Annotated in this window: 13 protein-coding genes; 3 read left to right on the top strand and 10 right to left on the bottom strand. The window is 43.5% G+C overall.

Going from position 1 to position 13,070, the window contains the following annotated elements; genetic code table 11:
• Nucleotides 1-57: 57 nt before the first annotated feature.
• Together AB4503_RS10855 and AB4503_RS10850 are read right to left on the bottom strand one after the other, a co-directional pair.
• Nucleotides 58-1,068 carry a Solitary outer membrane autotransporter beta-barrel domain gene (locus AB4503_RS10855; RefSeq protein ID WP_372114722.1) on the bottom strand — a complete coding sequence of 337 codons (1,011 nt, stop codon included), beginning with the start codon at nt 1,066-1,068 and terminating at the stop codon, nt 58-60.
• 78 nt (nt 1,069-1,146) lie between these two features.
• Nucleotides 1,147-2,118 carry a diguanylate cyclase domain-containing protein gene (locus tag AB4503_RS10850; protein WP_372114587.1) on the bottom strand — a complete coding sequence of 324 codons (972 nt, stop codon included), beginning with the start codon at nt 2,116-2,118 and terminating at the stop codon, nt 1,147-1,149.
• 131 nt (nt 2,119-2,249) lie between these two features.
• On the opposite strand from AB4503_RS10850, the gene AB4503_RS10845 reads away from it, so the two are divergent.
• Complete coding sequence (locus AB4503_RS10845; RefSeq protein ID WP_017060108.1) at nt 2,250-2,687, top strand: DUF3069 domain-containing protein; 438 nt, start codon at nt 2,250-2,252, stop codon at nt 2,685-2,687.
• Nucleotides 2,688-2,998: 311 nt separating this feature from the next.
• Here the strand turns inward: AB4503_RS10845 and modC are convergent, their stop codons facing one another.
• The 4 genes from modC to AB4503_RS10825 are packed head-to-tail and all read right to left on the bottom strand — an operon-like array spanning nt 2,999 to nt 7,082.
• Complete coding sequence (gene modC, locus AB4503_RS10840; RefSeq protein WP_372114585.1) at nt 2,999-4,105, bottom strand: molybdenum ABC transporter ATP-binding protein ModC; 1,107 nt, start codon at nt 4,103-4,105, stop codon at nt 2,999-3,001.
• Nucleotides 4,102-4,800: a molybdate ABC transporter permease subunit gene (gene modB, locus AB4503_RS10835; RefSeq protein WP_017060110.1), complete on the bottom strand. Its 699-nt coding sequence runs from the start codon at nt 4,798-4,800 to the stop codon at nt 4,102-4,104. Before modB ends, modC begins: the two co-directional genes overlap by 4 nt.
• Entirely contained in the window at nt 4,801-5,559 is a 759-nt protein-coding gene (modA, locus tag AB4503_RS10830) for a molybdate ABC transporter substrate-binding protein (RefSeq protein WP_017060111.1), read from the bottom strand. It lies immediately after the preceding gene.
• 56 nt (nt 5,560-5,615) lie between these two features.
• Nucleotides 5,616-7,082, bottom strand: a complete 1,467-nt coding sequence (locus AB4503_RS10825) for a cobyric acid synthase (protein ID WP_372052282.1) — start codon at nt 7,080-7,082, stop codon at nt 5,616-5,618.
• A gap of 286 nt (nt 7,083-7,368) precedes the next feature.
• Between AB4503_RS10825 and AB4503_RS10820 the strand changes: the two genes are divergently transcribed.
• Both AB4503_RS10820 and AB4503_RS10815 read left to right on the top strand, forming a co-directional pair.
• A complete protein-coding gene (locus tag AB4503_RS10820) occupies nt 7,369-7,746 on the top strand; it encodes a YgiW/YdeI family stress tolerance OB fold protein (protein ID WP_048608277.1) in 378 nt (125 codons plus the stop codon).
• Nucleotides 7,747-7,844: 98 nt separating this feature from the next.
• Nucleotides 7,845-8,369, top strand: coding sequence for a hypothetical protein (locus AB4503_RS10815; RefSeq protein WP_017069094.1), 525 nt, complete (start codon nt 7,845-7,847; stop codon nt 8,367-8,369).
• Between the two features lie 138 nt (nt 8,370-8,507).
• On the opposite strand, the gene AB4503_RS10810 is transcribed toward AB4503_RS10815, so the two are convergent.
• From AB4503_RS10810 to nrdG, 4 genes are all read right to left on the bottom strand, one after another.
• Complete coding sequence (locus AB4503_RS10810; RefSeq protein WP_080582218.1) at nt 8,508-10,115, bottom strand: ABC-F family ATPase; 1,608 nt, start codon at nt 10,113-10,115, stop codon at nt 8,508-8,510.
• Between the two features lie 324 nt (nt 10,116-10,439).
• Nucleotides 10,440-11,126: an ATP-dependent zinc protease gene (locus AB4503_RS10805; RefSeq protein ID WP_017069095.1), complete on the bottom strand. Its 687-nt coding sequence runs from the start codon at nt 11,124-11,126 to the stop codon at nt 10,440-10,442.
• Nucleotides 11,127-11,137: 11 nt separating this feature from the next.
• Nucleotides 11,138-12,322 carry an amino acid aminotransferase gene (locus AB4503_RS10800; RefSeq protein ID WP_372114583.1) on the bottom strand — a complete coding sequence of 395 codons (1,185 nt, stop codon included), beginning with the start codon at nt 12,320-12,322 and terminating at the stop codon, nt 11,138-11,140.
• Nucleotides 12,323-12,587: 265 nt separating this feature from the next.
• Nucleotides 12,588-13,055, bottom strand: a complete 468-nt coding sequence (gene nrdG / locus AB4503_RS10795; protein ID WP_017064571.1) for an anaerobic ribonucleoside-triphosphate reductase-activating protein — start codon at nt 13,053-13,055, stop codon at nt 12,588-12,590.
• Nucleotides 13,056-13,070: the final 15 nt, after the last annotated feature.

Below are 13,070 nucleotides of genomic sequence, written 5' to 3'. Positions count from 1 at the left end.
CAAGTTCAACGAGCCTCATTGATTTGAGGCCGTATGGGCTTAACTGGAAAAAAGAGCTTAATCTTGGTTGAAGAATATAACCAAGCTGCCACCTTTTAAGCTACTTCCGTAGTTAATCGTAAAACCTATTCCCACGTTATCGACCCACTCATTAAACAGGTTTGGGTTAAGCAACCAACCAACACTGCCCTCGTAGTAAGATGTGGTGCCCATAGATGCCACGGTGTCACCACCAATATCAATTCGTCTTATACTCGAGTACATCGAAGTGATGTTCTTATCCCAACGCACGAGATCATAGAAAACCTTGGCTTCATTGGCGATATACCACCCTTCAGGATGACCGACATTGCCATTATTCGCCTCGCCCCAGCCGATGCCATTAAAGTAATGCCAACTGGTGCTCAATTTATACTTTCCCCAGTCATTCTTATCTTCGTACATCAGCTTGATTTTAGGCTCGATGATGTAAGCCCAAGCATCAGTATTGAGATATACGCCATCCAGTTGGTCTTGAATAGGCTTTAGCAACGAAGCGCGATATTCATAATCATTGCGGTAGTAAGAGATGTGGTTACCGATTGCAGAGCTGAAGCTCCAATATTCGTCTAGCTGGGACACATTCGCGAATTCGACGTAGCCAGACACTACCGACTCTTTTTGAAAATCGTTTCTGTTTGCTGCCGCGTACTCGACATCGTTCTCGATTCGCAATGCAGACAAGCGTAGCGTCACCTCTTGATGGTTGTCTTCGATGTAACTTGGTAATTCAAATGTGTAAGGCAAACTCAGGGAGGTGATGTTTTGGCGACGACTTACCGAATCATTCGAACCGATGTCTTCATTGTTCAAACTAAACACTTTATTGGGGTCAAAGTTATTGATACCAAAAGTGAAAACATCGGTGTCGTTGAGCAATACACTAGTGGCAAAGCTCTGCTCTAGATCCTTTCGAAAAAGATCAGATAGCGTATTGGCATTAACAGTGGTCGCCAAAGCGGTAAAAAATAGAGGAACCGCAAGCGTCCAAGATGTGTTAGTCATAGAAAATGACTTCGAATGTGGCATTTCTTTTATCACTTAAAGTACTTCCTAGCTCAAACGCTATTAGAAGTATAAATTCAAATATCTAAAAGAGCTCGCCAACTAACGCGCAAGCTCCAAAATGTTACGTTGTACAAAGGTATTTCTACCACTTTGCTTCGCTTGATAAAGCGCTTGATCGACCTTTTCGTAAATAGACGCAATAGATTCGCCACCTTCTGGCACAAATGACAACACACCTTGTGACGCTGTCACTCTATCCGATACCGTTGAGTGTTCATGAGCGTAGTTCATCTCATGCAATGCCTCTTTAACTCGAGTCGCGTGTACCTTAGCGCCTTCACTGTCTGTATCGCTAAGAATCAGAACAAACTCTTCACCGCCATAACGACCTACAAATTCTCCCGCACGAACAAACAGCTGTTTCAAGGTATTAGCAAGCCCTTGTAAGCACTTATCCCCTTGAATATGACCATAATTATCGTTGTAAGGCTTAAAGAAGTCTACATCTAGAAGTATGACTGTCATGGATATATTACGTCTTCCGTGCCACGCTATGCTCTCTTCAAGCTTAGTATCCATATATCGACGGTTATACAATTTGGTCAGGCCATCTTCGTTGGCTTGTTGCAGCAGAAGGATGTTCAGTTCTTCGAGTTTGGCTGTGCTTTGTTTTAGCTCTCGTCTCATGTGCGCGATACGTTGCATCGCAATCAGCTTAGAATTCAAAACAACCTTGTTTACTGGCTTGATCAGGTAATCATCGCCACCAGCGTCAATCGCTTTTGCGATCATCTCAGGTTCTTCGTGACCACTAAGAAAGATGATGGGAACCCATTCTGGGAATCGGCTTCGAACCTCATTCGCCACTTCAAAACCATCCATATCAGGCATGCTGATATCAAGTAACACGAGTTCAGGATCAAAATCAGAATAAACACTCAGGGCTTCTTTTCCGCTACCGACAGCTTCTACAATATGACCCAGTTGCTTGAGTCGGATAGCAAGTTGCATCCTGTCTAGTTGAACGTCATCAACCAGCAATATGCGCATTGAAGATCCCTTTTCTATCATCACATCACCTTTATCTAGTGTTGAATATTCAAAGTAGCTCAAATTTGGGCTTAAATCATGCCCTAATCTCTATATTATATTGACTTTTTTACAGATCTTTTTAGCATTGTTTCTTTTTAAAGAGAAATACTATGTCAGACGCTACAAACAACGAACAACAAGAAATCGATTTAACCACCATCTCACCAGAACTTCGTCAAGTTATCGAATTTGATGGCGTACCAAAAGAGATGCACTTTATGGTTACTTCTATTCACGAAGTGTCTGAAGAAGCAGTACGCGAAGCTTGGGATAGTCTTCCAGCAAGCGCACAAAATGTGTTAGACAACTTCGAGCAGTTCCACGCTCTAATCTCAGTTAGCCAAGCTTTCGCTGGTGTTAACGTGATGGAAGAGTTCCCTACTCTTAAACTTCCAGAAGACATGTCTGACGAAGAAAAAGAAGAGTACCGTGCTCAACTGCTAGACCAAGTTCTACACAACTGTGTAAAAGACATGGTTAAACAAATCAAGAAAGCTCGTCGTGATGCAATCTTGAAGCGTGATTTCAAAGAAGTTTTTACTAAGTAAGTCGCTAGTCGCCTAAACTAGGCTAAGCGCTAACAGTACTACTTAGAATTAAGCCGCATGTTTCTTTAAACACGCGGCTTTTTTATATCCGCTATTTTCTGTTCGTCGATCGTTACGTCTGTATGTTCTTGTTGCTAATGTTCATATGATTCGACAAATCATATGCTTTAACACTCATATAGTGTGGCGCAAAACTGGCAGTTATACCGTATAAAAATGACGCATGTATCCATTCATGGAATCAAGACCGAATTTTCAGAACCTATAACAGGCAGTATCGCGGCAATATCGAAAAACTGACCTTGTCAGGTTTAATGCGTTACCGCGATATCTCTTTGAGCGACACTCACACCTTTAATTTGAGCGTAAACACGCTGCCCGATTTCTAGATTTAACTCATCCAGCGCCCACAATGTAATGGTTGCCCATAGGTAGCACCCAGACTCTAACTCTAGCTCGACCTCGACACTCTGCTTATTTGTGCCTTGTTGGTGCGTCTCTACGCTTTTAATGGTCACTGGAAGGATGTTACGTATCGAGGTTCCTTTCGGCTGTTCTAGCGTGATAGAGACATCATTTGCCCTAACTTGTAGCCTCACTGTCGTACCAAGCTCACTCGACACTTTCTGAACCCATAACGACGTCGACTTTCCTAACATCAGGCGAGACAGCGCATAATCGTCATTGTGTTCCGCTAATGTCGCTTCAAACAACGAGCTTTGCTCTGAGAAAGATTGCCAAGGTTGCATGGCTCTCGATGCCCAAACCTCTTCCGTCACACCCGACGAAATCACTTTGCCTTGGTCAATAATCACAAGGTGATTTGCCAAGCGTAAAATTTCATTGAGGCTATGAGTGACATAGATGATCGGGATTTGGACGGTTTCGGATAAGTTTTCCAGAAATGGCATCACTTCGCGCTTACGAGGCAAGTCGAGAGACGCTAAAGGCTCATCCATCAACAAAATGCTCGGCTTTGATAACAAAGCGCGGCCAATCGCCACACGTTGCTTCTCACCGCCAGACAAACGAGCTGGGTATCGGTAAAGCAATGAACCCAAAGACAACAGCGAGACTATTTGCTCAAAGTGCGCTTGATCGACGCTTTTCATACCGTATTTAAGGTTCGCTGCCACCTTCATATGTGGAAACAATCGCGACTCTTGGAACACATAACCGACGTTGCGTTTGTGAGTCGGCAAATTAATGCCATTTTCACTATCGAACAGTGTGGTTCCAGATACGCTGATCAGACCTTTATCGGGCTGTTTAAGGCCACTGATTGCATTGATAAGTGAGGTTTTACCCGCGCCAGAACGACCAAAAATTGCCGTAATGCCGCTACTTGGTAATTCCAAGTCGATATCAAAGAACGTTTCACCAAGTTGTTGTTGATATTGGAGGATCAAAGCACTCATGCATTGCCTCCCAAGCGTTGTGCTGACTTTTTGTTGAGCCACTCAGATAGCATCAATGAACCCAGCGCTATCACAATAGAAATGACACACAAACGCGCGGCTTCCATTTCAGCGCCAGGGGTTTCAATAAAGGTATACATAGCCAAAGGAATGGTTTGAGTTTCACCGGGAATATTTGAAACGAAGCTGATGGTCGCGCCAAACTCCCCTAGGCTTCTTGCGAATGAAAGCATGGTGCCGGTAATGACCCCTGGGATCATCAAGGGTAAAGTGATCGTGAAAAACACACGAAGAGGTGAAGCGCCTAATGTAGCAGCCGCCTCTTCAAGCTTACTGTCTACGGTTTCTAGGCTCAATCTAATAGAGCGAACCATCAGCGGCAACGCCACAACCACACAAGCGAGTGCCGCGCCCTTCCAGCTAAAGCTGAATACAATACCAAACACGTCATTGAGCCACGAACCTATGATACCTTGCCTGCCCATCATCACTAGCAGTAAATAGCCAATAACCACAGGTGGAAGTACCAAAGGTAAATGGACAATACTCTCAACAATGCTCTTACCTACAAATTGTTTCTTAGCAAGTAGCCATGCTAAGCCAATACCGATAGGGATAAGCCATAAGATTGCAAACCCAGCGACTTTTAAGCTCAGCATTAAGGCTTGGTATTCGTATTCCGATAAATACATCATTTAACGCACTTCAAATCCAAAACTGTTCAAGGTGTCTTTCGCTTTTTCGCTCTTTAGGAAAGTATAGAACTCTTCTGCCACAACTTTATCACTCAACTTCGCTACAGGGTAACGTATTGGTGTGTGCAGATCTGATGGGAAGGTCGACACTAGGTTTACTTCTTTAGAAAGCAACGCATCCGTTTTGTAGACAATGCCAAGCTTAGCTTCACTGCGCTCGACTAAGGCTAAGGCCATACGAACATTGTTACTTGGCGCCAATCGAGTTTTCACATCGTCCCATACACCTAACGTTTCTAACGCTTCTTTTGCATAGATACCAGCAGGAACCGACATGGTGTTACCCACTGCAAGCCTTTCATTAGTAAGCAGTTTAGCCCATTGTTCACCTTTTGATAGGTCTAACGTTACCGATGTCTCTTTAGGAGCAATCAGCACCAGTTCGTTTTCACATAGGTTTGTGACATTGTCACTATAAACCAATTTACGATCGACTAAATGCGTCATCCATTTCTCATTTGCCGAGATAAAAATGTCTGCTGGTGCTCCTCTTTCGATTTGTCGCACCAAAGACGACGTACTCGCGTACACAGGAATCACATCGACAGAATGGTCTTTCTCAAACTCTTCAACCAACAGATTAACCGCATTGGTCATCGACGATGCAGCGTAAACTCGTAGCTTTTCCGCAGCAAAAAGATGACTAGAACTCAATGCCGAAGTTAAAGCCATGGTTAAAAGGAAGACTCGCTTTTTCATTGTTATCACTTATCTATTGTTCGTTTAAGTTCTTTAGCTAACTTCTAAATGGCGGCTTAAGCTGTTAACTCTGGCCAAAGCAGATCAAGATTTAAGTACTCTTCGATGGCATCAGCGATTCGATTAATACCCAGCTCTTTAAGCTGTTCGTGGTCAATCGCGGTCACATCGTTGGCTCCTGCCCATTCGCAAATAAGCGACAACGCATCACTGTTGTCGAATACGCCATGCAAGTAAGTACCAAAAATCGAGTTATCTTGATTCACAGCGCCATCTAGGCTGCCAGATTCTAACTGAACCGGTAAGGCTGTTTCTTTGACATCAGTCCTACCTACGTGGATTTCATACCCTTTTACTTGTGCTGTTTTGCCATCCAGCGTCATGGTGCCGCGTACGTTGGTTAAGGTTTTCTGCTGTGTAAGGGTCGTTTCAGTATCCAGATACCCTAACCCTTCGCTGCTGCCGGGTTCCCCTTCAACGCCATCAGGATCGTGGATGATGTTACCTAACATTTGGTAGCCACCGCAGATACCCATCACTTTGCCGCCTAAGCGCAGGTGGCGTTGAATATCTTTATCCCAGCCTTGTTCTTTTAGGTAATCCAAATCTGCTCTTACCGACTTTGTACCCGGCAAGATAATTAAATCAGCATTGTTTACACGTTCGCCTTTACCGACATAACGTAAATCAATCGAAGGATTCAATCTTAACGCGTCAAAGTCTGTATGGTTGCTGATTCGGGTTAGCACTGGCACCGCCACCTTAAGCTTAGCTTCTCCGTCAGACTCTTGAGCAGAGGTAATGGCATCTTCCGCTTCTAAGTTAAAACCATGCAGATATGGCAACACACCAATCACAGGCTTGCCGGTTTTTTCCTCTAGCCAATCTAGGCCAGATTGAAGCAGTGCGATATCGCCTCTAAAACGATTTATCACAAAGCCTTTTACACGAGCTTGTTCAGATTCAGACAATAGAGCTAATGTCCCGTAGAGATGCGCAAAAACGCCACCACGGTCAATATCAGCAACGATGATCACAGGGATGTCCGCTTTCTCAGCAAATCCCATGTTAGCGATATCATTTTCACGAAGATTGATTTCGGCTGGGCTCCCCGCACCTTCAATCATCACGCTTTCATATTCTTCAGAAAGTCGGTCAAACGAATCGATAACTGTATCCATCGCCACTTTCTTGTAATCATGATAACCCGTCGCTTCCATGTTGCTCAGCGCTCGGCCTTGCAGAATCACTTGCGCGCCGGTATCTGAATTAGGCTTTAACAATACAGGGTTCATGTGAACGGTTGGCTCTATATTGCAAGCTTGCGCCTGAACCGCTTGAGCACGGCCAATTTCGCCACCATCTTTTGTCACAGCACTGTTCAACGCCATGTTTTGTGGCTTAAAAGGTGCCACTTTGATTCCTTTCCTTGCCAAAACACGGCATAAACCTGCGACCAAAACACTTTTTCCGGCATCTGACGTTGTCCCTTGAACCATAAGGGCACTTAATGGTGCTCGCATTTGTACTTAAATCCTTAATTTCTTAATTTCTTAATTTTCAATTTATAGCTGTGGGCAATATTTCTCTGCGACCATCTTAACGTCATTGCCGAGTAGATGCTCAATAAAATGAATGGAAAATGAATGTGTTACTCACTCTGGATTCAACCCCAGTGTTGTTTAATAGCTCCATCGAAACGAAGCTTGTGAACGATAACAGGCGCTTCAACAAAAAACGTACTAACGAAAAGAAACGTTTCAAATTCAGAAAAACGTTTCTACTAAAAACAACATTAAGGGATTCACCATGAAAAAAACTGTATTAGCTATCGCATCTACTATTATCCTTGCTCCTACTTTCGCAATGGCTAGTGACCACAACAGCAACAAGCACGAAAGCGCTATTGCTTATACTGGCCCAATTGAAACCGTTTCTGTTGCGACACTACTTGCCGACACAAGCATGTTCGCAGAGCAAGAAGCAATTGTGGATGGCAAGATCGTTCGTCAACTTAAGAATGACACGTTTGTCTTCTCTGATGGCCAGAGTGAAATTCAAATCGAACTTGATGATGATATCCGCCTAGCACAACCACTGACCGCTGATACAAAAGTTCGTATCTTCGGTGAATATGAAGGTGGTAAGACACCTGAAATCGAAGTGGACCACATCCAGGTTCTATAAGCGATTAATATAAAAATACCGACTTCAAATAATTGGCCTGCATATTGCAGGCTTTTTTGTATTATACTGCCGCAAAATACAATTTATATGGAGTCACCATGCTAAGTTGCACGAATAAGACTGTCCTTTTAGGACTCGCTGCACTGTGTTCATTCTCTGCGTCTGCAAACAACTTTAACTACAACACATTCGAGCTGCGCATGGGTACTAGCCCAAGTACTTTCGGTGGTGAAGTCACAACAATGTTCACTCAGAACTCTCATTTTGTTGCTCGTATCGATTCAGAATTTGAAAGTGATTGGGATGCAGCGGTAGGTATGGGATTCAACGGCCCAATCAGTCAATTTGCTGACGTTACTGGCCAAATGTTACTGCACAACATTGAACGGAATGACGATAACCACATCAAAACAGAAATTAACCTTGGCTTGAGAGCTTGGTTAATGGCAAACGTTGAAGTTAACGCACGCCTTGGTCAACTGATCGACAACGATGACACTCGTTCAATTTTGGGTATCGGTGCTCGTTTCCATTCAACTGATCAACTGTCTGTTGGTCTTGATATGCGCAATAACGGCACATATGGCCACCAAATCTTAATGTCGGCTCGATTCGGATTCTAATCTAGATTTCAATTACTGAGTAATAAATAGCTAAACGTATTACATAGAAAAGCCCCGAACATATTAATGTTCGGGGCTTTTTTTGTTTGTTAGTTTCGCTGGCTTTTAGTCGTTCACGACCTGAGCCAGCGACTTGCTTTATAAGCTAACCATCAGCATCTTTTTCTGGTGATCTAAGTACTCTTCATAAGTACCTTGGAAGCTCACTAGCTGTTGATCTTTTACATCGATGATGTGTGTTGCTAATGAAGAAACGAACTCTCGGTCATGGCTTACGAAGATAAGCGTGCCAGTGTAAACCTTCAACGCGTCGTTCAGGGCTTGGATTGCTTCCATGTCCATGTGGTTGGTTGGTTCGTCCATTACCAGCACGTTGATGTCTTGCATCATTAGCTTGCCGAATAACAGACGGTTCTTCTCACCACCAGAACAGTTACGCGCTTTTTTGTTCGCATCGTCAGCAGTAAACAATAGGCGACCTAGAATGCCACGTACCATAAGGTCATCGTGCTTCACTGTGCGCCATTGTGAGATCCAATCGAAGATGCTCAGGTCGTTATCAAAGTCAGACGTACTATCTTGTGGGCAGTAGCCTACAGATGCGTTTTCAGACCATTTTACGATACCTTCGTTTTGCTCTAGCTCTTGAACTAGGCAACGTAGCAGCGTGGTTTTACCTACACCGTTCTCACCGATAACCGCAAGACGAGTACCCGCTTCAAGCAGCAAGTTACCACCGGCAAACAATGTTTCGCCATCGAAGCCGTGACCAAGGTCTTGAAGTTCAAGCGCTTGACGGTGTAGTTTCTTACCTTCGCCAAAATCAATAGATGGGCTCATACGGCTCGATGATTTCACTTCATCAAGCGTGATCTTATCCATTTTCTTGGCACGAGAGCTTGCTTGTTTTGCTTTAGATGCGTTAGCACCAAAACGGTTTACGAAATCTTGAAGCTCGCTGATTTCAGCCGCTTTCTTAGCGTTGCTTGCTAAAAGCTGTTCACGAATCAAGCCAGATGCTTCTAGGAAGTACTCGTAGTTACCAGGGTAGACACGTAGCTCACCGTAGTCGATGTCTGCCATGTGTGTACACACAGAGTTCAGGAAGTGTCTATCGTGCGAAATGATGATCATTGTACATTTACGCTGGTTTAGCTCTTCAGCAAGCCAGTTGATCGTGTGAATGTCCAAGTTGTTGGTTGGTTCATCAAGAAGCAGGATATCTGGGTTTGCAAACAGAGCTTGTGCCAATAGCACACGCAGTTTCCAACCTGGAGCTACTTGCTGCATCAAGCCGAAATGGAACTCTTCTTCAATACCCGCTTGAATTAGGATGTCGCCAGCACGGCTTTCTGCTGTGTAGCCATCCATTTCCGCGAATTCACTTTCAAGTTCTGCGACTTTCATGCCGTCGTCTTCGCTCATTTCTGGCAAAGAGTAAATGCGGTCACGTTCTTGTTTTACTTCCCAAAGTTTTCTGTCGCCCATGATCACAACGTCGATAACGCTGTACTGTTCGAAAGCGAACTGATCTTGGCTTAGCACACCCAGTTTTTCTCCTGGAGTGATAGAAACGTTGCCCGAGCTTGGCGTTAATGCGCCACTTAGGATTTTCATGAACGTTGATTTGCCGCAACCATTAGCGCCGATCAAACCATAACGGTTGCCGTTACCAAATTTAGCAGAGATGTTTTCAAACAGCGGCTCTGCGCCAAATTGCATTGTGATGTTCGCGGTAGATATCAAAGAACTAATTCCTAAGCGTGTACTGACAGATAATTATTAGGCTATTTCAAGAACCTAAATAAGAAGTACGAAAGTATGGATTAAACAAAAATCGAAGCGCGGATTATATAGAGATCTCGATCACGTTGTCGAGGCTAAACAGTAAACGAATAGTAAACATAGACCATTTAGATGCTTTTCATACGTTATGGGGTGTAAATAAAAAAATCCCCACCAGCAGAACTGGTAGGGATTTCATTTATCAACACTAAAAGTCTTTTAAGCCCGTCACCTTTGAAACTATAGCTCTTCAAAACGAAAAGCTTTGATGACGAGCAGAACTTGTTATTTAGTAATTTTCTTCTGAACGTATTTTTTGCTCACGTCGACAACCGCAACATCTCTAAAGAAGCTTCTACCCAACAGAAGTGGGAAAGAAAGATGCGTTCGGTCGGCTAGCGTAAATTCAGTTTTGTCTTTTAGATCGCCAATTTGAATCGAAGCTACAACCACAGCGCGTCGTTGTGTGCCTTCTGCGCTTGATTGCTTGATCTTAACCCAGCGTTCTACTGGTAAGCTGATCTCTTCAGTTGTAATTCCGTCGTGTTCAATCTTGAACTTAACCCAGTCTTTGCCGTCACGTTCAAAATCAACAATATCAACTGCACTGATTGAAGAGGTTGTTGCACCGGTATCGACACGTGCTTTAAACGCTTCTTTTAAACCAGGAACAAACACCCACTCTTCTTCACCAAGAATCAGTTTGCCGTCACTTGTTTTTCTAACCTTCTCTACTGGTTTTTCAACAGGTGCAGGTTTTACTTCCGGCTCAGTTGGTTTTACTTCTTCAGGCTTCTCAGTAGGTTCCGTTACTTTCTCGCCTTCTGTTGCGTCAGTTTTTGAAGAGTCATCCACAACAGGTTGTTCGATTTGAGGCTTTTGCTCTGGCTCAACAGGAGCTTGAGTTGTAGCCGAACAAGCAAACAGGCCACCACTTAGCATTAAAACTACAATCGCTTTCCAATTATACATTCAGTCACCTTCTATTTTGAAACGTTTGCTATCGCTTTTGCTACATAAGGAATATGAGATTCGGAAAGGCCTGCGATATTGATGCGTCCATCACCAACACCATAGACTCCATATTCTTCACGTAATTGATTCATTTGAGTTTCTTTAAAGCCTAGTACACTAAACATGCCTTTATGGCTTTCAATGAAGTCAAACTGTGACGTGTTATAAGTATTTCGCAATTCATCACATAAACTTTGGCGCAGATTTAACAAACGTTGCTGCATTTCACTCAATTCTTGCTTCCAAATCGAGGTTAGCTCTTGATTCTGAAGAATTGTTTTAACCAAAGCTGCACCATGATCTGGCGGCATTGTGTAAGTTGAACGAGCAAGCGTTAGAAGCTTACCTTTAGCATTGCCAACGTGTTCGCTGTTTTTGCCAATCACGATAGCGGCACCCGTTCTTTCACGGTATAAACCGAAGTTCTTCGAGCAAGATGTCGTAATCAACATCTCTTCGACGTTGTTAGCCATGTGTTGAAGACCTTTTGCGTCTTCTTCTAAGCCATCACCAAAGCCTTGGTAGGCAATATCAACGAACGGTAAGAAACCATTCTTCTGAGATAATTTGGTGATTTCCTGCCACGCTTCAAAGTTGATATCCGCACCCGTTGGGTTATGACAGCAACCGTGCAGTAGTACCACGTCTGATGGACCCGCTTTTGAAAGATCATCCAACATTCTTGCAGTATCAACTTGCTTCGTTTCAGGACTGAAGTAATTGTAATATCGAACTTTTAAGCCTGCCGCTTCCATCACAGGTTTGTGGTTAACGTAGCTTGGGTTTGAAATCCAAACCGTGGTGTCTGGTTGAGAAACTTTCATTAAGTCACCCAACATGCGAAGTGCACCACTTGCACCCGGTGTTTGAATCGCAGCTACGCGATCCATTGCAGAAGTCCCTTTAAGCAGCAGATCAACCATGCTCTGGTTAAACTCTTCACAGCCTGCTAGGCCAACGTAAGCTTTGGTTTTCTGAGTCTCAACAACGATATCTTGAGCCTTAGAAACGGCTTTCATGATCGGAGTTTCGCCTTGGTCGTTTTTGTAAACGCCAATGCCTAAATCGACTTTATCAGTACGAGGGTCGCCACGGTAAGCGACAGAAAGAGATAAAATTGGATCTAAAGTTGGTTTTGGTAGATGTGAAAACATGAAAGTCACAACCCTTTGAAATTCAAGTAATGGCCTCCAAGTTATCATTTTATTTACAATTTAAGAAACAGAAATTCATCAAAGTTTTGATTTTTAGGAGATAACTCTAGTTGAGACTGGTGCAATCTAATATTCCCTATTCCATATAGTTCAATATTCAATCAATTTACAAATTTAGAACGTCATAAAATAAAAAAGCCTCAACAGAGAAGCTGAGGCTACTAATTTGCACTAATGTAGGTTGACGTTAACTAACGAAAGTCTACTAGAGTCGGAACCGATGAATAATTTGGTTTGAACTACCACGCCAATCCAACATTGGATCCGCTTTATCTTGCTCAAAACGACCATCAATCAAAGTATCAACATATTCAAGTACTTGCCTCTGCTTTTCGTCGAGTTCGTCGAGCTCGTAGCCCGTCCACATCCAGATGTCTTTGCCTTCACATTCTGCTTTTACACGCTGAACAAGCTTAAGCACTTCAGATACATTTGCAGGATGAAGAGGATCACCACCTGAAAGCGACAAGCCACGACGCTTGATTCGTGGATCATTGAGATCAGCGATAATGTGGTCTTGCAGCTCTTGAGTAAACAAATGCCCGGAGTCCAACCTTTGCGTTGATTGGTTATAACACCCGCGACACTGGTGTACACAACCCGACACAAACAAAGTGCAGCGTGTTCCAGGGCCATTTACAACGTCGATTGGGTGATATTGGTGATAATTCATAAGGCAGTATTGAAA

The organism is Vibrio sp. 10N.222.55.B11 (genome assembly GCF_041473705.1).
GTDB lineage: Bacteria > Pseudomonadota > Gammaproteobacteria > Enterobacterales > Vibrionaceae > Vibrio > Vibrio crassostreae_C.
Note: the sequence above shows the minus strand (reverse complement) of the source record. Positions and strands in the feature narration are given on the sequence as shown.

What these genes read in the sequence shown, in the direction of transcription:
- AB4503_RS10850 (WP_372114587.1), bottom strand. Translation starts at nt 2,118, where the DNA reads ATGATAGAAAAGGGATCTTCAATGCGCATATTGCTGGTTGATGACGTT.
- modA (WP_017060111.1), bottom strand. Translation starts at nt 5,559, where the DNA reads ATGAAAAAGCGAGTCTTCCTTTTAACCATGGCTTTAACTTCGGCATTG.
- AB4503_RS10845 (WP_017060108.1), top strand. Translation starts at nt 2,250, where the DNA reads ATGTCAGACGCTACAAACAACGAACAACAAGAAATCGATTTAACCACC.
- nrdG (WP_017064571.1), bottom strand. Translation starts at nt 13,055, where the DNA reads ATGAATTATCACCAATATCACCCAATCGACGTTGTAAATGGCCCTGGA.
- AB4503_RS10825 (WP_372052282.1), bottom strand. Translation starts at nt 7,082, where the DNA reads ATGCGAGCACCATTAAGTGCCCTTATGGTTCAAGGGACAACGTCAGAT.
- AB4503_RS10815 (WP_017069094.1), top strand. Translation starts at nt 7,845, where the DNA reads ATGCTAAGTTGCACGAATAAGACTGTCCTTTTAGGACTCGCTGCACTG.
- AB4503_RS10805 (WP_017069095.1), bottom strand. Translation starts at nt 11,126, where the DNA reads ATGTATAATTGGAAAGCGATTGTAGTTTTAATGCTAAGTGGTGGCCTG.
- AB4503_RS10800 (WP_372114583.1), bottom strand. Translation starts at nt 12,322, where the DNA reads ATGTTTTCACATCTACCAAAACCAACTTTAGATCCAATTTTATCTCTT.
- AB4503_RS10855 (WP_372114722.1), bottom strand. Translation starts at nt 1,068, where the DNA reads ATGCCACATTCGAAGTCATTTTCTATGACTAACACATCTTGGACGCTT.
- modC (WP_372114585.1), bottom strand. Translation starts at nt 4,105, where the DNA reads ATGAGTGCTTTGATCCTCCAATATCAACAACAACTTGGTGAAACGTTC.
- AB4503_RS10820 (WP_048608277.1), top strand. Translation starts at nt 7,369, where the DNA reads ATGAAAAAAACTGTATTAGCTATCGCATCTACTATTATCCTTGCTCCT.
- modB (WP_017060110.1), bottom strand. Translation starts at nt 4,800, where the DNA reads ATGATGTATTTATCGGAATACGAATACCAAGCCTTAATGCTGAGCTTA.